This is a genomic window from Solimonas fluminis, assembly GCF_002930645.1.
GTDB classification, from domain to species: Bacteria; Pseudomonadota; Gammaproteobacteria; order Nevskiales; family Nevskiaceae; genus Solimonas_A; species Solimonas_A fluminis.
Genome location: NZ_PSNW01000002.1, coordinates 16,503 through 38,096 on the forward strand (window position 1 = coordinate 16,503; position 21,594 = coordinate 38,096).

General features: G+C 68.8%; 21 protein-coding genes. 8 read left to right on the forward strand and 13 right to left on the reverse strand.

The window, feature by feature from the left end; genetic code table 11:
• Window positions 1-94: 94 nt before the first annotated feature.
• Complete coding sequence (locus C3942_RS03820) at window positions 95-2,245, forward strand: putative bifunctional diguanylate cyclase/phosphodiesterase (protein ID WP_165797309.1); 2,151 nt, start codon at window positions 95-97, stop codon at window positions 2,243-2,245.
• A 111-nt stretch (window positions 2,246-2,356) separates the two neighbouring features.
• Here the strand turns inward: C3942_RS03820 and C3942_RS03825 are convergent, their stop codons facing one another.
• The 7 genes from C3942_RS03825 to dapF all read right to left on the reverse strand — a co-directional run bounded on the left by C3942_RS03825 (window position 2,357) and on the right by dapF (window position 7,662).
• Window positions 2,357-2,773 (reverse strand): gamma-butyrobetaine hydroxylase family protein, encoded by a 417-nt coding sequence (locus C3942_RS03825; RefSeq protein ID WP_104229041.1) that lies wholly within the window; start codon window positions 2,771-2,773, stop codon window positions 2,357-2,359.
• Window positions 2,770-4,128, reverse strand: a complete 1,359-nt coding sequence (hslU, locus tag C3942_RS03830) for an ATP-dependent protease ATPase subunit HslU (RefSeq protein ID WP_104229042.1) — start codon at window positions 4,126-4,128, stop codon at window positions 2,770-2,772. Before hslU ends, C3942_RS03825 begins: the two co-directional genes overlap by 4 nt.
• Window positions 4,129-4,143: 15 nt before the next feature.
• The gene (hslV, locus tag C3942_RS03835; protein ID WP_104229043.1) at window positions 4,144-4,686 is read right to left on the reverse strand and encodes an ATP-dependent protease subunit HslV; all 543 of its coding nucleotides are present in this window, start codon (window positions 4,684-4,686) and stop codon (window positions 4,144-4,146) included.
• Window positions 4,687-4,826: 140 nt separating this feature from the next.
• Window positions 4,827-5,081 (reverse strand): hypothetical protein, encoded by a 255-nt coding sequence (locus tag C3942_RS03840; protein WP_104229044.1) that lies wholly within the window; start codon window positions 5,079-5,081, stop codon window positions 4,827-4,829.
• 126 nt (window positions 5,082-5,207) lie between these two features.
• Window positions 5,208-6,131, reverse strand: a complete 924-nt coding sequence (locus C3942_RS03845) for a tyrosine recombinase XerC (protein WP_104229045.1) — start codon at window positions 6,129-6,131, stop codon at window positions 5,208-5,210.
• A complete protein-coding gene (locus C3942_RS03850) occupies window positions 6,131-6,835 on the reverse strand; it encodes a DUF484 family protein (protein ID WP_104229046.1) in 705 nt (234 codons plus the stop codon). Before C3942_RS03850 ends, C3942_RS03845 begins: the two co-directional genes overlap by 1 nt.
• Window positions 6,823-7,662: a diaminopimelate epimerase gene (gene dapF, locus C3942_RS03855; protein ID WP_104229047.1), complete on the reverse strand. Its 840-nt coding sequence runs from the start codon at window positions 7,660-7,662 to the stop codon at window positions 6,823-6,825. Before dapF ends, C3942_RS03850 begins: the two co-directional genes overlap by 13 nt.
• A gap of 119 nt (window positions 7,663-7,781) precedes the next feature.
• Between dapF and C3942_RS03860 the strand changes: the two genes are divergently transcribed.
• A complete protein-coding gene (locus C3942_RS03860) occupies window positions 7,782-8,174 on the forward strand; it encodes a VOC family protein (protein ID WP_104229048.1) in 393 nt (130 codons plus the stop codon).
• Between the two features lie 169 nt (window positions 8,175-8,343).
• On the opposite strand, the gene C3942_RS03865 is transcribed toward C3942_RS03860, so the two are convergent.
• On the reverse strand, window positions 8,344-9,240 hold the full coding sequence (locus C3942_RS03865) for a haloalkane dehalogenase (RefSeq protein ID WP_104229049.1): 897 nt from the start codon (window positions 9,238-9,240) through the stop codon (window positions 8,344-8,346).
• Between the two features lie 79 nt (window positions 9,241-9,319).
• On the opposite strand from C3942_RS03865, the gene C3942_RS03870 reads away from it, so the two are divergent.
• On the forward strand, window positions 9,320-10,333 hold the full coding sequence (locus C3942_RS03870) for a ParM/StbA family protein (RefSeq protein ID WP_104229050.1): 1,014 nt from the start codon (window positions 9,320-9,322) through the stop codon (window positions 10,331-10,333).
• A gap of 142 nt (window positions 10,334-10,475) precedes the next feature.
• On the opposite strand, the gene C3942_RS03875 is transcribed toward C3942_RS03870, so the two are convergent.
• On the reverse strand, window positions 10,476-11,876 hold the full coding sequence (locus C3942_RS03875) for a WS/DGAT/MGAT family O-acyltransferase (protein WP_104229051.1): 1,401 nt from the start codon (window positions 11,874-11,876) through the stop codon (window positions 10,476-10,478).
• A gap of 252 nt (window positions 11,877-12,128) precedes the next feature.
• Between C3942_RS03875 and C3942_RS03880 the strand changes: the two genes are divergently transcribed.
• The 3 genes from C3942_RS03880 (at window position 12,129) to C3942_RS03890 (ending at window position 14,766) form a co-directional block, all read left to right on the forward strand.
• Window positions 12,129-13,583, forward strand: coding sequence for an aldehyde dehydrogenase family protein (locus C3942_RS03880; protein WP_104229052.1), 1,455 nt, complete (start codon window positions 12,129-12,131; stop codon window positions 13,581-13,583).
• A 254-nt stretch (window positions 13,584-13,837) separates the two neighbouring features.
• Complete coding sequence (locus C3942_RS03885; protein WP_104229053.1) at window positions 13,838-14,341, forward strand: hypothetical protein; 504 nt, start codon at window positions 13,838-13,840, stop codon at window positions 14,339-14,341.
• A complete protein-coding gene (locus C3942_RS03890; protein ID WP_133164227.1) occupies window positions 14,338-14,766 on the forward strand; it encodes a cupin domain-containing protein in 429 nt (142 codons plus the stop codon). The genes C3942_RS03885 and C3942_RS03890 overlap by 4 nt, the downstream gene beginning before the upstream one ends.
• Window positions 14,767-14,812: 46 nt before the next feature.
• Here C3942_RS03890 and C3942_RS03895 read toward each other — a convergent pair whose 3' ends face one another.
• The 3 genes from C3942_RS03895 to C3942_RS03905 all read right to left on the reverse strand — a co-directional run bounded on the left by C3942_RS03895 (window position 14,813) and on the right by C3942_RS03905 (window position 19,680).
• Window positions 14,813-15,253 (reverse strand): acyl-CoA thioesterase, encoded by a 441-nt coding sequence (locus C3942_RS03895; protein ID WP_104229055.1) that lies wholly within the window; start codon window positions 15,251-15,253, stop codon window positions 14,813-14,815.
• A 239-nt stretch (window positions 15,254-15,492) separates the two neighbouring features.
• Window positions 15,493-18,375, reverse strand: a complete 2,883-nt coding sequence (locus tag C3942_RS03900; protein ID WP_104229056.1) for a parallel beta-helix domain-containing protein — start codon at window positions 18,373-18,375, stop codon at window positions 15,493-15,495.
• A gap of 312 nt (window positions 18,376-18,687) precedes the next feature.
• Window positions 18,688-19,680: a YhdH/YhfP family quinone oxidoreductase gene (locus C3942_RS03905; RefSeq protein ID WP_104229057.1), complete on the reverse strand. Its 993-nt coding sequence runs from the start codon at window positions 19,678-19,680 to the stop codon at window positions 18,688-18,690.
• 60 nt (window positions 19,681-19,740) lie between these two features.
• On the opposite strand from C3942_RS03905, the gene pdxH reads away from it, so the two are divergent.
• Both pdxH and C3942_RS03915 read left to right on the forward strand, forming a co-directional pair.
• Window positions 19,741-20,361, forward strand: coding sequence for a pyridoxamine 5'-phosphate oxidase (gene pdxH / locus C3942_RS03910; RefSeq protein WP_104229058.1), 621 nt, complete (start codon window positions 19,741-19,743; stop codon window positions 20,359-20,361).
• Between the two features lie 34 nt (window positions 20,362-20,395).
• Window positions 20,396-21,208, forward strand: a complete 813-nt coding sequence (locus C3942_RS03915; RefSeq protein ID WP_104229059.1) for an SDR family oxidoreductase — start codon at window positions 20,396-20,398, stop codon at window positions 21,206-21,208.
• Between the two features lie 53 nt (window positions 21,209-21,261).
• Here the strand turns inward: C3942_RS03915 and C3942_RS03920 are convergent, their stop codons facing one another.
• Window positions 21,262-21,474, reverse strand: coding sequence for a cold-shock protein (locus tag C3942_RS03920; RefSeq protein ID WP_104229060.1), 213 nt, complete (start codon window positions 21,472-21,474; stop codon window positions 21,262-21,264).
• Window positions 21,475-21,594: the final 120 nt, after the last annotated feature.

Consider the following 21,594-nt stretch of genomic DNA (forward strand, 5'->3'; position numbering starts at 1 on the left):
GCCGGCCGGCGCCGTTTGCCGCCGTTCGTCGCCGCCGGACGACCGTCCGCCCGCCCCCCCTTCAGGCAACCCGGCCGCGGCCGCTATCCCGCCCATGAAGCCGTCCCCGAAGACCCCGACCGCGACGCCGCCGGCCCCGTCCCCGCGGGAAGGGACCGACAGCGCCAGCCCCTGGGAACAGCGCTTCCGGGCGATCTTCAACTCCATGTTCCAGTTCATCTGCCTGCTGGAACCGGACGGCGGCGTGATCGAGATCAACGAGACGGCGCTGGATTTCGCCGGGGTGACGCCGGCCGAGGTGAACGGGCGGCCGTTCTGGCGGACCGCCTGGTGGCAGACCCACATGGGTGCGCGCCAGCAGCTGCGCCGGGCGATCCAGCGCGCCGCCGCGGGCGAGTTCGTGCGCTACGAGACCGAGCTCAGGGGCCTCAACGGCCGGCTGCTGGCGATCGACTTCTCGATCAAGCCGGTACGCGACCCGGCCGGGCACATCAGCCTGCTGATCGCGGAGGGGCGCGACATCAGCGGCCGGCGCGACGCCGAGATCGCGCTGCGCGAGAGCGAGACCCTGTTCCGCCACACCTTCGACAACGCGCCCATCGGCATCGCCCTGGTGTCGCCGGAGGGACGCTGGCTGGCGGTGAACCGCGCACTGCCGCGCATCGTCGGCTACAGCGAACGCGAGCTGCTGGACATGACCTTCCAGGACATCACGCATCCCGACGACCTGGACAGCGACCTGGCGCTGCTGGAGCAGGTGCTGGCGGGCAAGCGCGACGGCTACACGCTGGACAAGCGCTACATCCACAAGCAGGGCCATGTCGTCGACATCCAGCTCGACGTCTCGCTCAAGCGGGACCCGCAGGGCCGGCCGCAGTTCTTCATCTCGCAGATCCAGGACATCTCGGAACGCAAGCGCTACGAGGATTCGCTGACGCACGAGGCGCACCACGACGCGCTGACCGGCCTGCCCAACCGCCGCTACTTCGAGGACGTGCTCGACGAGCGCCTCTACAGCGGCGGCCTTGGCCGCCGGCGCCAGACCCTGCTGTACCTGGACCTGGACCGTTTCAAGCTGATCAACGACACCTGCAGCCACCAGGCCGGCGACCGCGTGCTGCGCGAGCTCAGCCGCCTGCTCAGCGAGCGCCTGCGCAGCGGCAACCTGCTGGCGCGCCTGGGCGGCGACGAGTTCGCCGTGATCGCGGACTGCGCCGGGGTGGAGGAGGCGATGCGCCTGGCCACCAGCCTGATCCAGGTGGTGGGGGCCTACCGCCTGGTCTGGGAGGACCGGCAGTTCCAGCTTGGGCTGTCGATCGGCATCGCGGTGGCCGACGACACGACGCGCAGCAGCGCGGAGCTGCTCAAGCGCGCCGACACCGCCTGCTACATCGCCAAGCAGCGCGGCCGCAACCGCGCCCAGGTGTACCAGCAGAGCGACGAGGAAGTCCGGCAGGCGCACAACGACATGGACTGGGCCTCGCGCCTGGAGCAGGCGCTGGACGAGGACCGCATGCAGCTCCACGCGCAGAAGATCGTGGCGCTGGACGGCCGCCGCAGCCCGGGACTGGAAGTGCTGATCCGCCTGCGCGAACCCTGCGGCCAGTTGATCTACCCCGGCGCGTTCATCCCGGCGGCGATCCGCTTCGGCCTGGCGGGCAAGCTGGATCGCTGGATCGTGCAGCGCACGCTGTCCTTCCTGCAGCAGCGCGGGCGCACCACCGCGGAGGGCATGGGAGGCTACTCCTACCTGACGCTGAACCTCTCCGGCAGCAGCATCGCCGATCCCGACTTCAAGCCGCTGCTGCTGGATACGCTGCGCGAGACCCGCGCCGACCCCAGCCGCATCGGCTTCGAGATCACCGAGGCCACCGCCTTCGGCCGCCAGGCAGCGGCCAAGGAACTGCTGGAAGCGCTGCGCGAGCGCGGCCATCGCATCCTGCTGGACGATTTCGGCAGCGGCTTCACGTCCTTCGAATGCCTGAAGTCGCTGCAGGTGGACGGCATCAAGGTGGACCAGAGCTACACCCGCGACCTGGTGCACGATCCGGTCAACCAGACCATCGTGCAGTCGATCTGCAAGATCGGCCAGTGCCTCAACCTGGAGGTGATCGCCGAGGGCGTGGAGGACCAGCCGACCCTGGAGGCGCTGACCTCGCTGGGCGTGCGCAACGCCCAGGGGCACCTGTTCCACGTGGCCTCGCCGCTGCGGGAACTGCTGGACGAGACGCCGACGCTGTTCTGAAGGCGGCGCGCCGGTCCCGCAGGAGCGGCTGCCAGCCGCGAATGCCGTTGATCGCGATGCGCGGCGTTCGCGGCCAACGGCCGCTCCCGCGAGCCGGGCTATCCGCGGGACTCAGCCGCCCGGCTTGGGCGGCGTGTAGGTCTTCACCAGGGCCGCCAGCTTGGTCACGTCGCGGTCGCGCGACATGCCGACCTCGGCCATGCGCTGCTCGTAGCGGGCCCAGTTCTTCTCCTGATCCCGGCCCAGTTCATGCAGCAGTTCCCAGGTGTAGAGCCCGGTGTCGTGGCCGTCGTCGAACACCAGGCGCACGGCGTAGTTGCCCACCGGCTCGACGCGGGCGATGTTCACCCCGCGCTTGCCGCCCACCAGCATGGGTTCGGACAGGCCATGGCCGCGCAGCTCCGCGCTGGGGGAGAACACGCGCAGGTACTCGCAGGGCAGGCTGTGGCGGCTGCCGTCGGCGAAGGCCACCTCCAGCTGCCGCGAGCCGCGGTGCAGCTTCAGCGCGGTGACGCGCGGCGCCGTCACAGGATGTAGCGCGACAGGTCTTCGTCGGCGGCCAGCCGGCCGAGCTTGCCGTCGACGTAGGCGGCGTCGACCGTCAGCGTGCTGCCGGCACGGTCCGGCGCGTCGAAGGCGGTCTCCTCCATCAGGCGCTCCATCACGGTGTGCAGGCGGCGGGCGCCGATGTTCTCGGTGCTTTCGTTGACCTGGTAGGCGATCGCGGCGAGGCGCTCCAGCCCGTCGGCGGTGAAGTCCACCGTGACGCCCTCGGTCGCCATCAGCGCGCGGTACTGCTCGGTCAGCGAGTAGTTGGGCTCGGTGAGGATGCGCAGGAAATCGCCGGTCTTCAGCGCGTCCAGCTCCACGCGGATCGGCAGGCGGCCCTGCAGTTCCGGGATCAGGTCAGAGGGCTTGGACAGGTGGAAGGCGCCGGAAGCGATGAACAGGATGTGGTCGGTGCGCACGCTGCCGTACTTGGTGCTGACGGTGCTGCCCTCGACCAGCGGCAGCAGGTCGCGCTGCACGCCCTCGCGGGAAACGTCGGCGCCGGCGTACTCGCCGCGCTTGGCCACCTTGTCGATCTCGTCGATGAAGACGATGCCGTTCTCCTCGACGTTGCGCAGGGCCTCGGCCTTGATCGCCTCCTCGTCCACCAGCTTGGCGGCTTCTTCCTCCACCAGCTGCTGCAGCGCCTCGCGGATCTTCATCTTCTTGGCGCGCTGCTTGCCCTGGCCCATGCCGGCGAACAGCGATTGCAGCTGCTGGGTCATCTCCTCCATGCCCGGAGGGCCCATCAGCTGCACGTTGGGCGGCAGGCTGCTGACCTTGATCTCGATCTCGGTATCGTCGAGCTTGCCCTCGCGCAGCTGCTTGCGGAACACCTGGCGCGCGGCGCCGTTCTCGCTCTGGCGCTGCGCGCTGGGCTCTCCGAAGTCCTTGGGCGGCGGCAGCAGCGCATCGAGCACGCGCTCCTCCGCGGCCAGTTCGGCCTTGTCGCGCAGGCGCTGGGTGGCCTGGTCGCGGGTCTGCTTGATCGCCGCATCCATCAGGTCGCGGATGATGCTGTCCACGTCCTTGCCGACGTAGCCCACCTCGGTGAACTTGGTGGCCTCGACCTTGATGAAGGGCGCGTTGGCGAGCTTGGCCAGGCGCCGGGCGATCTCGGTCTTGCCGACGCCGGTGGGGCCGATCATCAGGATGTTCTTGGGGTGGATCTCGCTGCGCATCTGCCCGTCGACCTGCTGGCGGCGCCAGCGGTTGCGCAGGGCGATGGCGACCGCTCGCTTGGCGGCGGCCTGGCCAACGATGTGGCGGTCGAGTTCGGCGACGATTTCACGCGGCGTCATGCTGACCGACGCGGCGGGGGGCTGTGCGTTCATTTCTTCCTGCTCCGCTCAGATGTCCAGCGTCTCGAGCGTGAGATTGTGGTTGGTGTAGATGCAGATCTCGGCGGCGATGTGCAGCGCCTTCTCGACGATGTCGCGGGCGCCCAACTCGGTGTTCTCGACCAGGGCGCGGGCCGCGGCGCTGGCGAAGCTGCCGCCGCTGCCGATGGCGATGACACCGTGCGGCTCGGGCTCCATGACGTCGCCATTGCCGGAGATCATCAGCGAGGCCTCGCGGTCGGCCACGATCAGCAGCGCCTCGAGGCGGCGCAGGTAGCGGTCCGTGCGCCAGTCCTTGGCCATCTCCACGGCGGCGCGGGTGAGCTGGCCGCCATGCTTCTCGAGCTTGCCCTCGAAACGCTCGAACAGCGTGAAGGCGTCGGCGGTGCCGCCGGCGAAGCCGGCCATGACCTTGCCGTTGTACAGGCGCCGCACCTTGCGGGCATTGCCCTTGACGCGGGTGTTGCCCATCGACACCTGGCCGTCGCCGCCCAGGGCCACCTGGTTGCCGCGCCGTACACAGAGGATCGTGGTTCCGTCGAATTGCTGCATCGCTGACCCCATCTTGATTTGACTGGATGGTGGGGACGCAAGCCGCGGTATTCAAGCTGCCGCATCCGGGCGGCACAAAAGAAGAAGGCGCCTTGCGGCGCCTTCTTCACATCGCTGCGCCTTGCGGCGCGGAGCGAATCTTACTGCGCGGCCGGGGCCGGGGCAGCTTCGGCGGCCGGAGCGGCAGCGTCGGCAGCCGGGGCGGCGGCGTCAGCAGCCGGGGCTTCGGCAGCCGGAGCGGCGGCGGCGTCGGCAGCCTGCTGCTCGGCCGGGGCCGGGGCGGCCTCAGCGGCCGGGGCCGGGGCGGCTTCCGGAGCCGGAGCAGCTTCTTCCTTCTTGCAAGCGGCCAGGGCCAGGGCGGCGGCGAGGCCAGCGGCGATCAGAACGTTACGCATTTGAACAACTCCCAAGGGTTTGAAAAATTAAGTTACCTAGCTAGTAATCAGGACAGACCGTAATCTGCCCCGATTAAGGGCGAAATCATACGCATTTTTTTGCATCGCACAAGACTGAGCCGCGGCTCAGGGAACTTTTTTGCTGCGCCTTGCCCGGGGGTGGGCCTGGTCGTAGACCTCGGTCAGCCGCTTGAAGTCCAGGTGGGTGTAGATCTGGGTGGTGCTGAGATTGGCATGCCCCAGCATTTCCTGGACCGCCCGCAGGTCGCCGGTCTCGGTCAGCAGGTGGGTGGCGAAGGAATGCCGCAGGCGGTGAGGGTGCAGGTGCGTGCCCAGCCCGGCCCGCTGCGCCCAGAGCTTGAGGCGCTGGCCGATGACGGCGCGCGACGCCCGCTGGCCGTTGCGCCCGACGAACAGCGCCGCCTCCCCCGGCGCGGCCGCCATCGGCCGCTGCGCCAGCCAGGCCTGCAGGGCCGCCCGGGCCTTGGAGCCGATCATGACGATGCGCTGGCGCCCGCCCTTGCCGTTGACCGTGATCTCGGCCTGGCCGCCGGCGACCTGGGCCAGGTCGAGATCGTGCAGTTCGGACAGGCGCATGCCGGTGGAATAGAACAGCTCGGCGATGGCCTGGTCGCGCTCGGCCCAGCTGCCGTCCACGCCCGCATCGAGGGCGGCGTTCAGGTCCTCCCGCGGGATCACCGCGGGCAGCTTGCGGCGCAGCTTGGGCCCGCGCACGGCGGTGGCGGGATTGGCCTGCAGCCTCCCCGCGTGGACCTGCCGCTTGAAGAAGCCGCGCAGGCTGGAGAGGTAGCGGTGCAGCGAGGCCGGCTCGATGCCGGCACGGTGGCGGGCGGCGACGAAGCCGCGCACCGTGTGCTGGTCCACCTGGGCCAGCTGGCCGATCCGCGCCTGCGCGCAGTAGGCGGCGAAGGCGTCCAGGTCCTTCCGGCTGGCGGCGAGGGTATGCGGCGAGTAGCGCTTCTCGTGCCGCAGGTAGGACAGGTACTCCGCGATCTCGGCGCCGAAGGGCGCGGGCGCGGGCGGCGTCATCAGAGGCGCGCGCGCACCGCGGCGGCCACCAGCTCGGCGGTCATTTCCAGGAACAGCTTGCCCTGGCGCGGCTGGAAGCGCTCCGGGTCCACCGCGCCCAGGGCGATCATGCCCAGGTGCTTTTCCTTCTCCAGCGGGATGATCGCGGCCGAGGTGGGCAGCGTCTCGGCCTTGGGGAACAGCAGCTTCGCCTTGTCCTCGGCCAGCGGGCCGCATTCGATCAGGCGGGTGCGGAAGAAATTCTCGAAGGCCCGGGCGATCTTGCCCTCCGGCTCCACCGAGGCCAGGCCGTCGATGTCGTGGCGCTTGTATTGCGTGCTGGACAGGCCGATGAAGGTTTCCTCGATGCCGAAGTCCTCGCGCATGCACTTGGCCAGGCCCACGGCCACCGCCGCCAGCGAGGGCGCGCGCATCAGCGTGCGGGCCAGCCGCTGCACGTTCTCGGCCCGCTTCTCGTTGTCGCGCGCCGCCGCCAGCAGGCGCTCGAGCTTGTCCTCCAGGCGCTGGTTCTTGGCGCGCAGCATGTCCACCTGGCGCTCGATCAGCGACACCGCCGAGCCGGCCTTGTGGCGCATCTCGATGGCCTCCAGCAGGTCCGGATGGCGGGTAAGGAAGTCCGGATGCGCCTTGAGGAAGGCGACGACCTCGCGCTCGTTGAGCTTGGGCGCTTCGGCTGCGTCTTTCTGTGCCTTCAGTTCGGCCATTCCAATTCCCCCGTGAAAACCGTCTCGGCCGGCCCGGTCATGTAGACCGGCTGGCCCTCGCCCGCCCATTCGATGGTCAGCATACCGCCGCGCACTTCCACGTCCACCTTTTCGCCCAGGCGGTCCCACAGGCGGCCGGCCACCACCGCGGCACAGGCGCCACTGCCGCAGGCCAGGGTTTCGCCGGCGCCGCGCTCATAGACGCGCAGGCGCACGTGGTCGCGGCCCTGGATCTGCAGGAAGCCGACGTTGACCTGCTCCGGGAAAGCGCGGTGCCGCTGCAGCCGCGGCCCCAGCTCGCCCACCGGGGCAGCGTCCACGTCCGGCACTTCCAGCACGGCATGCGGGTTGCCCATGCTGACGGCGCCGAACTCCAGGGGCTGGCCGTCCAGCTCCAGCCGGTACAGCGGCGCCTGCGCGGCCGCCCCGGTGAAGGGCACCTGCGCCGGCGCCAGGCGCGGCACCCCCATGTTCACGCGCACACGGCCGTCGGGCAGCTGGCGCAGCTCCAGGGTGCTGGTGCTGGTGCGGACGCGGATGCTGTCCTTGTCCGACAGGCCGCGCTCGCGCACGAAGCGCGCCAGGGCGCGGGAGCCGTTGCCGCACTGGCCCACTTCCGAGCCGTCGGCGTTGAAGATGCGGTAGTTGAAGTCGATGTCCGGCGCGGTGGGCGCCTCGATCACCAGCACCTGGTCGCAGCCGACGCCGAAGCGGCGGTCGGTCAGCTTGTGCAGCAGGGCCGGGGTCGGCCGGAACGGCGCGCGCGTGGCGTCGATGACCACGAAGTCATTGCCGGCGCCGTGCATCTTGGTGAACGAAAGCTTCATCCGCGCATTCTACTGTCCCGCGCCGGGCCGGGAGCGTATGCTCTTGAACACAAGGGGAATATTGGCGGGACCATGAGCAAGGAACGAGCCGCGCAGGGCGCCCGGGGGCGTCCCGCCGCATGAGGCACCTCTACCCCATCGTCACCACGCCCGACCTGGCGCGCTGCCGGGCCTTCTACGTCGAGGCCCTGGGGGCCCGGGTGCTGTTCGAGCAGGACTGGTACCTGCACCTGTCGGTGGACGGCTGGGAGATCGGCTTCCTGCACCCCAGCCATCCGCGCCGGCTGCCGGTCTTCGCGCATACGGCGCTGACCCGCGGACTTTGCCTCGCGCTGGAAGTGGAAGACGTGCGCGCGGCGCATGCGCTGATGCTGGCCCGGGGCTTCGAGCTGCTGGGACAGCTCGGCGAGCACCCGGGCGGAGAACTTTCGTTCTCGGTGATGGACCCGGCCGGCACGGTGCTCAATGTCGTGGAGCGGCGAGCCGAGGGCGGAGCGGAGTTCTTCGGCTGACCGGACCCCAGCCGTTCGCTGGACCTGCCGAGGCATCGACGGCCCCTGCGGCCGCGATGACGCCACCCGTGGCGAGACTCCCGCTCGCCCATTTCACCCCGGCCGCGTCCGGCTCAGCGCGAAGCGACTTCCAGTCGCGGCCGGGGCCAAACGCCCCATGGCCGGACATTCATCTGATCCGCCTCATCCAGGCCAGTATCTTCGCCGCCAGTTCTTCACCCGCATCTTCCTGGATGAAGTGCCCCACCCCTTCCAGCATCTCGTGCGGCTGGCCCTGGGCGCCCGGCACCTGCTTCTGCAGGACCTTGAAGGCGCCACGGGTGATCTTGTCGCGGTCGCCGAAGATCGTCAGGAAGGGCTTCTGCCACCGCCCCAGGGCTTCCCAGGCGCGGCGGTTGGCCGGCGTGGCCGGATCCTGGGGCGTGGTGGGCACCAGCGCCGGGAAGCGGCGCGCGGCGGTCTTGGAGGCCTCCGTGGCGAACGGCGCGTCGTAGGCCGCCAGCACCTCGGGGGAGGGCTTGCGGCTGCAGCCGGAGCGGATCACGCCGGAGACGGGAAACCACGGCGAGTGCAGCGCGAACGCCCGCCACAGCCTGAAGGCCGCCGGGGCCTTGCGGTCGCCGGTGGGCATGAAGCCGTTGGCCACGACGATGCGCGCGAAGCGCTCCGGCTGCTCCATGGCGATGCGCAGGCCCAGCAGCGCCCCCCAGTCCTGGCAGACCAGGGTGATGTCGCGCAGGTCCATCTTCAGGATCCACTGCGTCAGCCAGTCCACGTGGGCCTGGTAGCTGAACAGCTCCGGCTCCAGCGGCTTGTCGGACTTGCCGAAGCCCACCAGGTCCGGCGCCAGGGCCCGGTAGCCGGCCTGGGCGAACAGCGGGATCATCTTGCGATAGAGGTAGGACCAGCTCGGCTCGCCGTGCAGCATCAGCACCGGCGGCGCCGCGGCGCTGCCCTCGTCGACGTAGTGCAGCCGCAGGCCGTCGTCGAGCAGCAGGTAGTTCGGCTTGAAGGGGTAGCCCGGCAGGTCGGCGAAACGCGCCTCGGGCGTGCGGAACACTTTCATGGCGCCGGAGCATACGGTTTTTGACCACCCCGGACCACCGTGTTAGAAATCTTTGATTCGACGAGAGGGAGTTCATCCAGTGAAAGTGCTCGGGGCTGACATCGGGTTCGGCTACACCAAGGCCACGGACGGCAAGCAGCACCAGATTTTCAAGTCGATCGTCGGTGAGGCCAACGAGTCGCAGTTCGGCGAGAGCCTGCTGCCGGGCCAGCCGCTGTTCCCGCGCCACCTGATCATCAACGGCCAGTCGGTGTTCGTCGGCGAGCTCGCCGAGACCCAGTCGCGCGGCCGCGGCTTCACGCTGGACCAGACCCAGTTCCTGACGCAGTACAAGAAGACCCTGGCGCTGGCCGCCCTGGCGCCCTTCGTCGACAGCGGCGACCCCATCCGCCTGGTGGCCGGCCTGCCGATCAGCTACTTCCGCAAGCACAAGGACGCCCTGACCACGCTGCTGCAGAACCGCCACCCGGTCACCGTGGTGAAGCCGGGCAGCGGCGAACGCGAGGAGAAGGTGATCTACGTGGAGCGCGTGCGCGTGATCCCGCAGCCCTTCGGCTCCATGTTCAACCTGATGCTCAACGACGTGGGCAAGCCTGCCAGCCAGCGCTTCGTCAGCGAGAAGATCGGCATCATCGACATCGGCTTCCGCACCGCCGACTACACCATCAGCGACAAGACGCGCTATTCCGAGCGCGGCAGCCAGTCCAGCGACTCCGGCATCTCGGTGGCCTACACCGCCATCGCCAACGCCCTGCTGGAGAAGAGCGGCATCAACGTGGAGCTGTACCGCCTCTACGACGGCATCTCCAAGGGCAGCATCAAGATCAAGGGCAAGCGCTACGACCTCAACGCCATCTCGCAGGCCGCCTTCGGCCAGCTGGCCTCGCGCATCGCCCAGGAAGTGAACCGCCTCTGGGCCGACGACTGGGACATCGACGCCATCGTCATCACCGGCGGCGGCGGCGCGGCCCTGGCGCCGTTCCTGACGCCGCTGCTGGAAGGCGAGGTGCTGCCGGTGCCGGCCGACCAGGACGCACGCCTGAACAACGTGATGGGGTACTGGAAGTACGGGATGAACCTGTGGGGCGCCTGACGGCGCTGCGCGCCGGCCAGGCGTAGTGAAAAAGCCCCGCAAGGGGCTTTTCTCTTTCCGGATGGAGACAAATCCGGGACCGCCGCCTCAGGGTCCTGCCTCGAAACGCCGCTGCGAGGCACTCGGCATGAACGGGTGGCTGTTACGCCACCCGCTTCGCTTTCGTCTCCGCCTCCAGCTCTTCCAGCGCCTCGCCCGTGTAAACGGCGAGATGCTGCATCGACGGCAGGATGTCGCGGCAGCCGGTGAAGCCGATGTTGAACTGCCCCGCGTAGCTCACGCTGGTGATGTTCAGCGCCTGCCCGTCGGACAGCAGCGACACCGGGTACATCTGCTCCAGCCGCGCGCCGTTGAAGTACAGCGGACGGTCCGGGCCCGGCACGTTGGAGATGGTCAGGTTGAACATCGGCCGCGTCACGCCGCCCAGTCCGGTGAGCAGCTGCAGCACGTAGGGCGACATGTACAGCATCGTGTAGTTGTTGATGCCGGCCTTGGGCAGGCTCTGCAGATGCTCCTTGGCCACCTGGGTCGAGGCGTGGATCGCCTTCAGGCGCTCCACCGGATCGGCGATCTCGGTGTGCAGGCTGGAGATGATGAAGCTGATGGCGTTGCCGGAATGCTCGTCGTCCGCCGGGCGCACCGACACCGGCAGGCCCGCGGTCAGCGACTTCGACGGGAGCTGGTCCAGCTCGCCGAGGTAGCGTCGCAGCGCGGCGGCCGACAGGCCCAGGAACACGTCGTTGACGGTGACGCCGGCCGCCTTGGCCACCTTCTTCACGCGGTCCAGCGAATAGTGCTGCGTGGCGAAGCGTCGCTGCGCCGAGACCTTGCCGTTGAGGATCGACTTCGGACCTTCGAAGGGCAGCACCCAGTCGGCGGTCTCGTGCTTCGCGGCCTGGCGGGTCAGGTCGGCGAAGGCGCGCGACAGCTCGGGCATGGATTCGCCCTGGCGCTGCAGGCCGGCACGCAGCTTCTCCCAGGGCGTGCGGCCGGCGCCAGGCCGCGGGGGGCGCGGACCGTCGCGGCCGGTGCCCACGCTCCAGGGTGGCGGCAGGTCGCGCGCGGCGGGGTCGAAGGACAGCATCTTGGTCAGCATGCGCATGCCGCCGACACCGTCCACCAGCGAGTGGTGCATCTTCACGTACAGCGCGAAGCGGTTGTTCTCCAGGCCCTCGATCAGGTGGCACTCCCACAGCGGGCGGGTGAAGTCCATCGGATGCGAGTGCAGGCGCGAGATCAGCACGCCCAGCTCGCGCTCGCCGCCCGGCCGCGGCAGCGCGGAGTGGCGGAAGTGGTAGTCGATGTCGATGTCGGCGGTCTCGCTCCAGGTCGGGAACACCGACTTGAGGCGCGGCGAGGTCAGCCGGAGGTTGAAGGGCGCCGCGAAGTGCCGGGTCTGGCGCAGGTTGGACACGATGTCGTTGAACCAGGTGTCGGGCGCATCCTCGGGCATGGAGTAGATCGACAGGTTGGCGACGTGCATCGGCGTGCGCGCGCTGTCGACGAACAGCCAGGTCGCGTCCAGCGGGTTCAGGGTCTTCATGCGGCTCCTCAGCCAGTTTGTTTTCCTTTTGGTGCCGGCATGAAAGCACAGATTGGCCGCAGGGCCTACGAGGCCTGGTGCGCAGGCCCCCATGCCTTTTTATTTTATTGTAAAAAGATTTTATATAAATTATTAAATCACAATCCCAGCCTAACAATTGATAGTGTCTGGAGGGGCATTTTCGGCCTATACTGGTTTCCTGTTCTTAAACGCTCGTTCAGCAACGACTGCCGAGCCCTCGAGGAGAAGCCCATGAACACTGCGGTGTCCTACCTGCCCGGCATCAGCGCCAACGAAGCCGAAATCAAGCGCGTCTTCGACCGCCAGCGGGCCACCGCGCTGCGGCTGCGCACTTCCACCGCCGAGGAGCGCATCGCCAAGATCAAGAAGCTGCGCGACACGCTGCTGGCGCGCAGCGAGGAATTCCACGAGGCCGGCTACAAGGACTTCAAGAAGCCGCCGGTGGAAGTGGACCTCACCGAGATCGTCACCGTGGTGGTGGAGGCCAACGACGCCATCCGCCACCTCAAGAAGTGGATGAAGCCCAAGAGCGTGATGCCGACGCCGCTGATGCTCGGCACCCAGGCCTACGTGCAGTACGAGCCCAAGGGCCGCTCGCTGATCATCTCGCCCTGGAACTACCCGGTGAACCTCACCTTCGGCCCGCTGGTGTCCGCCATCGCCGCCGGCTGCACCGCGATCCTGAAGCCCTCCGAGATGACGCCGCACCTGTCGGCGCTGATGGTCAAGATCACGCGCGAGCTGTTCTCCGAGGATGAAGTGGCGATCTTCGAGGGCGACGCCGCGGTTTCCACCGCGCTGCTGTCCCTGCCTTTCGACCACATCTTCTTCACCGGCTCGCCAGCGATCGGCAAGGTGGTGATGGCGGCCGCGGCCAAGCACCTGACCTCCGTGACGCTGGAGCTGGGCGGCAAGTCGCCGACCATCGTCGACGCCTCGGCCGACCTGAACCTGGCGGCCCGCAACATCCTCTGGGGCAAGTTCACCAACAACGGCCAGACCTGCATCGCGCCGGATCACATCTTCGTGCACGAGTCGGTCAAGGACTCGTTCATCGAGGAATGCCGCGCTGTGATCGGCAATGCCTACGGCAGCACGGCGCAGGAGCAGATGAACAGCCCCTACCTGGCCCGCGTGGTCAACCAGCGCCACACCCAGCGCATCGCCGGCCTGCTGTCCGACGCGCAGCAGCGCGGCGCCCGCGTGCTGACCGGCGGCGCGGTCGACGAGGGCGCCTGCTTCATCGCCCCGACGCTGATCGACAACATCCCGGCCGACGCCAAGATCCAGACCGAGGAGATCTTCGGGCCGCTGCTGCCGATCATCGCCTACCGCAACCTGGACGAGGTCATCCAGCAGATCAACGACCAGCCCAAGCCGCTGGCGCTGTACATCTGGAGCAAGACCGAATCGAACATCAAGAAGGTGATGCAGAACACCAGCGCCGGCGGCACCTGCATCAACCACACCGTGGTGCAGTTCCTGCACGCCAACCTCCCCTTCGGCGGCGTCAACAACTCCGGCATCGGCAATGGCCATGGCCTCTACGGCTTCAAGGCTTTCTCGCATGAACGTGGCGTGGTCCGCACCCGCATCATGGGTGCCAAGCTGTTCTTCCCGCCCTACTCCCCGTTCACGCTCAAGATCATCGGCATGATCAAGAAGCTGGCGAAGATCCTCGCCTGACCGTGAGGGGCTGCTGACGCCACCGCGATCGCTGCGACCGCGGCGGAGTCAGCAGCCCCTAAGCCGTACCGCACAAGCCGGGCGCAAGCCCGGCTTTTTCGTTGCCGGGCTCCGTGGGAGCGGGCTTGCCCGCGATCTGTTGGACGTGCGGCAAAAGATCGCGGGCAAGCCCGCTCCCACATGTGGACGAGGCGCCCCGGCGCCGACGGGTCTCCAATGGGATACGCCCGATAGAGGCGCCGAGGAGAAGGAACATGTCGATGATGCCCAAGCTGGCGGCGCGTGACCTGGCGATCGTCGCCGCAACGCTGGCCCTGGTGGCCTGGAGCCACCGGCTGCAGGAGGTGGGCGCGGCGCTGCACTGGCCGGTGGCCGTGCTGGGCGGCGCCCTGGTGGCGGTGAGCGGCTACCTGGTGCACGAGTGGGGGCACCTGCTCGGCGCGCTGTCCCGCGGCAGCCGGGTGGAACTGCCGCCGACGCTGGCGGCGGTGTTCCTGTTCAGGTTCGACAGCGATCGCAACGACCGCCGCCAGTTCCTGGCGATGTCGATGGGCGGCTTCATCGCCTCCATCCTGGTGGTGGCGCTGCTGGCCGCGGTGCTGGATATGCGCTGGTGGGCCGACCGCGTCGCCATGGGCCTGGTCGTGCTCGGCGTGGCCGCCACCTTCATCCTGGAAGTGCCCGGCGCCTGGAAGGTCTACAAGGGCGCTCCGCTGCCGCATGGCGCCGCCTTCGTCGGCGGCGACGGTCCGGCATGAGGCGGGCCGCGGCGGCATCGTTGCTGGCGCTGGCGGCATCGGCCGCGCTGGCCGGCGGTGTCGAGATCGTCAGCCCCGACAGCCTCCATTGGCGCGGCGAGCCGGCCGCGCCGGGCGCCGTCGTGGCGGTCGTGCACGGCGATCCCCGGACGGGACCCTACGTGATCCGCGCGCGCTTCGAGCAGGGCGCGCGCTCAGCGCCGCATCGCCACCCCGACACCCGCACGATCACGGTGCTCAAGGGCCGCTACTTCTTCGCCACCGGCACGCGCTTCGACCCCCGGGCCCTGGAGGGCCACGGCCCCGGCACCCTGCTGGTGGTACCGGCCGGCACCCCGCATTTCTCCTCGGCGCCCGAGGGCGAGGTCATCGTGCAGGAGAGCGGCGACGGGCCGACCGCGCTGGAGCCGGTAGCGCAGCCCTGAGCGCGTCGGGTCTCGGGACTCCGCCGCCGGAAGGCCGGCGTGACCCTCAACGCCCGCAGGCCGCGTGATCGATGCTGCGGCCTTTCGCGCCGTCTTCCAGGGCGGCGCGGAAAGCCGGCGGCACCGGGGTCTTGCCCAGCCGGTGGTCCACCATCACGTAGACCGTGTCGGAGCTGGCGCGCAGCGCCTCCTCGCCGGCCAGGCGGAACTCCACGCCGATGGTGAAGGAGGTGTTGCCGATATGGCGCGTGGCGACGCGGCATTCCAGCACGTCGTCGTAGCGCGAGGGCGCCTTCCACTCGGTGGTCTGCTTCACCAGCTGGAAGTCCAGCTCGCTGCTGACCATCTGGGCCCCGTAGCCGATGGCGCGGATGAACTCGGACACCGCCAGGTCGACGTACTCGCCGTAGCGCGCGTTGAACACGACCTTCTGCGCGTCGCACTCGCCGTAGCGCACGCGCAGGTAGTAGCGGAAGGGCTGGGACATGGAAGCTCCGGAGTTCGATGCGCCAAGCTTAGGACATGGGAGGAAAGGATTCCTCGCGCCCGGGGCGCGAGGAAGGGGAGCGCGTGCGGCGGGCGACGGCCCTCGCTTTGACCCGCGTCCCCTTCTGCTCTCCCGAAGGGAGAGGGTGCAGGCCGGTCCCCTGAAAGCCTGGAGGGAAAAAAATGACCCCGCCGGATCGCTCCGCGCGGGGCCTAGCGCTCCCCCCTCTTGATCGGTGACTACGGCTTGCGCCGGGCCTCGGCCTGGCGCTGGTCGTTGGATTTCAGCGGCAGGGCCCTGGCCTTAGCCTTGGGCGCCACCGCGCCCAGCGCGCCCAGCGGCAGGCCGGCGCCGGTGCAGGCTTCCTCGTCGGCGGTGTCCTCGGTCGGCAGCACGGTGTCGATCCAGCTCGTGATCAGGTTGGCGGCCTCGCCGTGCACCACGCTGCGGGCAATCGGCGGCATGCGCACGCCGGGCTCGGCGGAACCGACGCGGAACGGCAGGATCGAGCCCGCGGCGTCCTTGGGGATGATGTCGTAGAGCTTGCCGCCGGAACCGCGGCCCGCCGCGACCGGCTTCTTGCAGATGCCGTAGTGGATGTCGACGGCGCGATAGGCATCGAGGAACAGGCCGGAATTGGAGGCACCGCCGTTGGGCTGGTGGCAGTGCGCGCAGTTCACTTCCAGGTAGGCGCGCACGCGCTGGTGGATGTCGTCGGCGGAATCCGGCAGCGCACCGCTGTCGCCGGGCACGTTCCAGCGCGGCGCCTTCTCGATGCCGGCCGCATCCACCGGCAAGCCCTCGAGCAGGCCGAGATCCTTGAGGTGCTGCAACTGGTTGACGTCCTGGCTGCCGTAGCGGGCGGTCTTGTTCATGAAGCGGGGCTTCAGGCCGATGGGCGCGGCGCCCGGCTCCTTGTCGTCGCCGCCGTGGCAGGTGACGCAGTTGAGCGCGGCGGGGATGCCGTAGCGCGCCGCGGAGCCGGTGTAGCGCCGCCGCTGGCCGCCGGCGGTCTTCACGTCCGGATCGTGGTCGAGGTAGTCGTACTCGACGCTGGCTTCGCCGCCCTCGACCTTCAGCTCCGCCACGCGGCGGCCGTTCTCGGTCTTCCAGATGTAGGGCAAGCCCACCCAGTTCACGCCCTGCGCGGTCTGGCGCTTGATCAGCAGGCGCGTCTCCACCACGTTCTCGCTGATCAGCGCGCCGTCGGCGGCCTCCTTGCGGAACGCGAAGGTCTTGGCGATCACCGTGCCCACCGGCATCTCCAGCGTCGCCTGCGGACCGTTGTTGTGGTCCTTGTACCGGGCCTGGGTGCCGGGCGGCAGGTAGATGAAGCGGTACTTGCTGGCGTAGTCGGAGAACAGCGCGGAGTTGAGGTCGTAGCCGACCCCGCCGCCGCTGGCGTTCTTCGTCGGGTCCTGCGGATCGGCGAACAGGCCGTACTGGTCCAGGCGCGGGCAATTGACCCGGGCCGCGGCCTCGAAGTTGGGCGTGCTGCCGCCCTTGCCGCAGAGCCGCGCCACCTCGGCCTCGGAGGGCCGCGGGTCGCTGGCGCCGCTGGGCTTGTACGGCAGCTGCAGCACCGGATCGGGCCGCGTGGGCAGGTCGCAGCGATGCGGAGCGAGGCTGTTGGACGCTGGCTTGAGCAGGTCCAGCAGCAGCTGCGGCAGCGAGCTGGAGGTCAGCTTGGCGTTAAGGAACGGCGTGGTCAGCAGCGTCGCCGGCTTGCTGTTCTCGTAGGTGTTGTCCTCGGCAATGCAGAGCCCGTTCTCCGGCTTCTTCAGGTCGCCTTCGGCGTCGAACTTCCAGGCGTTGTACTTGCACTCCGGCTCGGGGTCGCTGCGCTGGAAGTTGGGGCGGCCGCGCTCGTCGGTGCGCGGCTCCTCGCGCTGCTGGCTGGGATTGGGCTGTGTCAGCGGCACCCCCTGCTCGTCCACCGGCGGCGCGCAGTCGGCGGGCTTGTCCTCGGCGCCATCCCAGACGATGTGGGCGCCGCGGCCGAGGTTCTTGATGCGCAGCAGCAGCGGCAGCAGCGAGCCCTCGCCGCGCTCCGGGTCCGGCTGCTGCGGATTGCCGCCGTTGTCGCGGAACGCATTGCCGTGGATCTCGATGCCTTCCGGGAAGAAGTCGTACTTCTTGTCCGGCTGGTTGGGATCGGCCAGCGCGAAGTTGACGATGGCGATGCCGACCGTGTCGTTGTCGTGGACCTCGTTGCCGTAGATCTCCAGCTGGTCGGAGGCCAGGATCAGCATGCCGGTGCCGCGCGGCGTCAGGCCCACGATGTTGCCGATGGGCGCGAAGTTGTCGGTGTTGTTGCCGTACGACTTGTTGTTGCGGACGATGTTCTTCTCGCCGTACTGCGACAGGCCCGGCAGGTCGAACACCAGGAAGCCGCCGACGTTGTTGGTGGCGACGTTGTCCTCGAACACGGCGCGGTAGGTATTCTCGAACTCGAAACCGGCGACGTTGTACTCGGCGCGCGTGCGCCGCACGATCACGTCGCTGGTCTGGCCGACATAGATGCCGGCGTCGGAAGCACCGTGGGCCTCGGAGTCCTCGATCAGCACATGGCGCGCCTCGACCGGGTAGAGGCCGTAGGCGCCATGGCTCTCGCGCGGCGTGTAGCCGGCGTCCTTCTCGGTGCGGCCCTCGGCGTCGCGCCAGCGGGCGCGCACGTCGCGCAAAGTCACATAGCGGGAGCGGAAGACGCGGATGCCGTTGCCCGGCGTGTCCTCCACCGTGAGGCCCTGGATCGTGATGCCGTCGGAATGCGAGGCGTTGATGCCCTCGGCGCTGTCGCTGTTCCTGAACGACAGGATGGTCTTGTCCTTGCCGGCACCCTTGATCGTGATGCCGCGCTTGCCGTTGAGGATCAGGCCGGTGGGCAGGTCGTAGGTCCCTTCGCAGAACTCGATGACGTCGCCCTCGCGCGCCTCGAAGAACGCGATCAGCGCATCGCGCCGCACGTTGGCCGGATCGCAGACCTTGTAGGCCTTGGCGCCGTTGCCGCCGCCCGTACCGCCGCCGGGCTTGCCGTCGGAACGGCTGCCGCAGGCGGCCACGCCCAGGGCCAGTCCGCAGGACAGCATTACCGCAAGGCAGGACCGCAACCGCAGGTTCATGGAGATGTCGGGCTCTCTGGCTGCGGCGGCTCCGTCATCCGGGGGGAGACGGTAACCGCTGGCTGTTCGTGGCTGACTCGGTCGTCAGGTCCGCAGTATTCGCCGGGCCCGCAGGGGCGGCACTAGTAAATCCGCTCCCATCGCAAAGCAGCATTTTTGCTTGTTTTATTTAGTTAAAAATAATCAACAATGTTATTAATTAATAAACACCGCCGCTGCCGCGCGCACTCTGATTGCGGATGATTCGCGCTCGCAGGCGAGCGACGGGAAAGCCGGCCATGAAGGCCGGCTTTTCCGTCGCCGCCGCAGCGTTCAGGCCAGGCGCACCACGCTGCGCCCGGTGACCTTGCCGGCAACGATCTCGGCGCAGGCGGCGGGCACCTGTTCCAGCGTCACCTCGCGCGGCGCGATGAGGTCGAGCCGGGCCGGCTTCCAGGGGCCGGCGAGCTGCTGCCAGACCTCCAGTCGCCAGGCCCGCGGCATCTGCACGGAGTGGATGCCCAGCAGCGACACGCCGCGCAGGATCAGCGGCATCACGGTGGTGTTCAGCTCGTGCGACTGCGCCAGGCCGATGCAGCCGATGTTGCCCCAGGGGTTCACCGTGCGCGTCAGGTAGGTCAGCGTCTCGCCGCCGACGTTGTCCACCGCGCCGCCCCAGCGGGCGGACTCCATCGGGCGCTTGCCCAGGTCCAGCGTGTTGCGGTCCACGATCTCGTCGGCGCCCACGGCCTGCAGGTAGTCCCGCGCCGCCTCCGGCTTGCCGGTGATGGCGGCGGTGGTGAAACCGGCACGCTTGAACAGCGACAGCGCCACCGACCCGACGCCACCGGTAGGGCCGGTGACGGCGATGGGGCCCATCTCCGGCGACTGGTGGTTCTCCAGCATGCGGCGCAGCGCCAGCGCGGCGGTGAAGCCGGCGGTACCGAGCTGCATCGCTTCCTTCAGCGACAGGCCCTGCGGCAACGGCACCACCGAGGACGCGGCGACGCGGGCGTATTGGGCCAGGCCGCCGTCGTGCAGCTCGCCGATGTCGCAGCCGGTGACCAGCACCGGGTCGCCGGCCCGGTAGGCCGGATCGGCGCTCTCGGCGACGACGCCGGAAAGGTCGATGCCGGCGACGCAGGGCATGCGGCGCATGATGCGGCCCTTGCCGGTCACGGCCAGGGCGTCCTTGTAGTTGAGGCTGGAGTAGTGGACCTGGATCACCACCTCGCCGGCGTTGAGGTCGGCCAGCGTGAGGTCCTCGATCCGCGCCTCGGTGCCCTTGTCCTTGGCATGGACGCGGATGGCCTTGAATGACGTCATGGAACGGTTCCTGTGCGTGCAGCTATGGGATGATGGGCGGCCATATTAATCGGGGCTGACATGAGCCAGTACACCAAGAACTCCCCGCTGGGCGACGGCGAACTGCTGCCGGATCCCATCGCCCAGCTCGCCGCCTGGCTGGACGACGCGAAGGAGGCCGGCATGATCGAGCCCACCGCGATGGCCCTGGGGACCAGTGTGGACGGCCAGCCCTCGGTCCGCATCGTCCTCTTCAAGGGCTTCGTCGGCCAGGACCTGAGCTTCTACACCAACTACGAGGGCCGCAAGGGCCGCGAGCTGGCCGCCAACCCGCGCTGCGCCGCCACCTTCTGGTGGGACCGCCTGGAACGCCAGGTGCGCATCGAGGGCGCCGTGGAGAAGCTGCCGGAGTCGCTGTCGCGCGAGTATTTCTACCGCCGCCCGCGGGAATCGCAGATCGGCGCCCTGACCTCGCGCCAGAGCGCGGTGGTGGCCAGCCGGGAGGAGCTGGACCGGCGCTGGGAAGAGAACGCGCAGCGCCATGCCGGCGCCGAGGTACCCTTCCCCTCCTTCTGGGGCGGCTACCGGCTGGTCCCCGCGAGCCTGGAATTCTGGCAGGGCCGCCGCGGCCGCCTGCACGACCGGCTGCGCTACACGCGCTCCGGCGCAAACGAATGGCGCATCGAGCGGCTGGAACCCTGAAGATGGCGGCATCCAGCACCACGAGGAGCCCTTCATGAACCCCTTCGACTTCAGCGGCAAGACCGTCTTCGTTTCCGGCGGCACCAGCGGCATCAACCTGGGCATCGCCCATGCCTTCGCGCGCGCCGGCGCCCGGGTGGCGGTGATGTCGCGCTCGCAGGACAAGGTGGATGCCGCCGTGAAGGAGCTGCAGGCCCATGGCGGCGACGTGGCCGGCTATTCCGCCGACGTGCGCGATCCCGCCAGGGTGGAGGAAGCGCTGAAGACCGCCCATGCCCGTCTCGGTGCCATCGACGTGCTGGTCAGCGGTGCCGCCGGCAACTTCCCCGCCCCGGCGCTGGGCATCTCGCCCAACGGCTTCCGCGCGGTGGTGGAGATCGACCTGCTGGGCAGCTTCCACGTGCTGCGCGCCGCCTTCCCGCTGCTGCGCAAGCCGGGCGCCTCGATCATCCAGATCTCCGCGCCGCAGGCCTACAACCCCATGGAGTTCCAGATGCACGTCTGCGCCGCCAAGGCCGGCGTGGACATGCTGACCCGCGTGGGCGCCATCGAATGGGGCCCGGCCGGCGTGCGCATCAACTCCGTGGTGCCCGGCCCGATCGCCGACACCGAGGGCATGACGCGCCTGGCGCCGAACGCCGAGGCCGAGCGGCTGACCCGGGAGTCCGTGCCGATGGGCCGCTACGGCAGCAAGCAGGAGATCGCCGACGCCTGCCTGTGGCTGGCCTCGCCGATGGCCAGCTACGTCACCGGGGTGGTGCTGCCGGTGGACGGCGGCTGGTCGCTGGGCGGGACCAGCGTGGCGAGTGCGGGGATGAAGCAAGCCTTGTCGGCAGGGAAGAAGTAGGAAACAAAAAAGGCCGGATCGCTCCGGCCTTTCTCCGTTGCACCCCGGCTCGCTCAGGCCAGTACGGATACGTTCTCCGCCTGCAGTCCCTTCTGGCCCTGCACCACGTTGAACTGCACCTGCTGGCCCTCCTGCAGCGTGCGGTAGCCGTTGCCCTGGATCTGCCGGAAGTGCACGAACACGTCGTCACCCGCCCCACGCTGGATGAAGCCGTATCCCTTGGCGTTGTCGAACCACTTCACGGTTCCGCTTTCACGATTGGACATTGGTAAAACCCTTCCCCTTATCTGTCTCTGTCTCCGGTGCCGCGATCGTTGCGCGGCACGCACCTGGGCGTTCAGCCCGGATTCACTGTAGCGAATCCATTTTTTGGGGAGCAATCTTGC

Coding starts and splice junctions, on each gene's coding strand:
- C3942_RS03820 (WP_165797309.1), top strand. CDS start 95: ATGAAGCCGTCCCCGAAGACCCCGACCGCGACGCCGCCGGCCCCGTCC.
- hslU (WP_104229042.1), bottom strand. CDS start 4,128: ATGAACGCACAGCCCCCCGCCGCGTCGGTCAGCATGACGCCGCGTGAA.
- hslV (WP_104229043.1), bottom strand. CDS start 4,686: ATGCAGCAATTCGACGGAACCACGATCCTCTGTGTACGGCGCGGCAAC.
- C3942_RS03840 (WP_104229044.1), bottom strand. CDS start 5,081: ATGCGTAACGTTCTGATCGCCGCTGGCCTCGCCGCCGCCCTGGCCCTG.
- C3942_RS03845 (WP_104229045.1), bottom strand. CDS start 6,131: ATGACGCCGCCCGCGCCCGCGCCCTTCGGCGCCGAGATCGCGGAGTAC.
- C3942_RS03850 (WP_104229046.1), bottom strand. CDS start 6,835: ATGGCCGAACTGAAGGCACAGAAAGACGCAGCCGAAGCGCCCAAGCTC.
- dapF (WP_104229047.1), bottom strand. CDS start 7,662: ATGAAGCTTTCGTTCACCAAGATGCACGGCGCCGGCAATGACTTCGTG.
- C3942_RS03860 (WP_104229048.1), top strand. CDS start 7,782: ATGAGGCACCTCTACCCCATCGTCACCACGCCCGACCTGGCGCGCTGC.
- C3942_RS03865 (WP_104229049.1), bottom strand. CDS start 9,240: ATGAAAGTGTTCCGCACGCCCGAGGCGCGTTTCGCCGACCTGCCGGGC.
- C3942_RS03875 (WP_104229051.1), bottom strand. CDS start 11,876: ATGAAGACCCTGAACCCGCTGGACGCGACCTGGCTGTTCGTCGACAGC.
- C3942_RS03880 (WP_104229052.1), top strand. CDS start 12,129: ATGAACACTGCGGTGTCCTACCTGCCCGGCATCAGCGCCAACGAAGCC.
- C3942_RS03885 (WP_104229053.1), top strand. CDS start 13,838: ATGTCGATGATGCCCAAGCTGGCGGCGCGTGACCTGGCGATCGTCGCC.
- C3942_RS03890 (WP_133164227.1), top strand. CDS start 14,338: ATGAGGCGGGCCGCGGCGGCATCGTTGCTGGCGCTGGCGGCATCGGCC.
- C3942_RS03895 (WP_104229055.1), bottom strand. CDS start 15,253: ATGTCCCAGCCCTTCCGCTACTACCTGCGCGTGCGCTACGGCGAGTGC.
- C3942_RS03900 (WP_104229056.1), bottom strand. CDS start 18,375: ATGAACCTGCGGTTGCGGTCCTGCCTTGCGGTAATGCTGTCCTGCGGA.
- C3942_RS03905 (WP_104229057.1), bottom strand. CDS start 19,680: ATGACGTCATTCAAGGCCATCCGCGTCCATGCCAAGGACAAGGGCACC.
- pdxH (WP_104229058.1), top strand. CDS start 19,741: ATGAGCCAGTACACCAAGAACTCCCCGCTGGGCGACGGCGAACTGCTG.
- C3942_RS03915 (WP_104229059.1), top strand. CDS start 20,396: ATGAACCCCTTCGACTTCAGCGGCAAGACCGTCTTCGTTTCCGGCGGC.
- C3942_RS03920 (WP_104229060.1), bottom strand. CDS start 21,474: ATGTCCAATCGTGAAAGCGGAACCGTGAAGTGGTTCGACAACGCCAAG.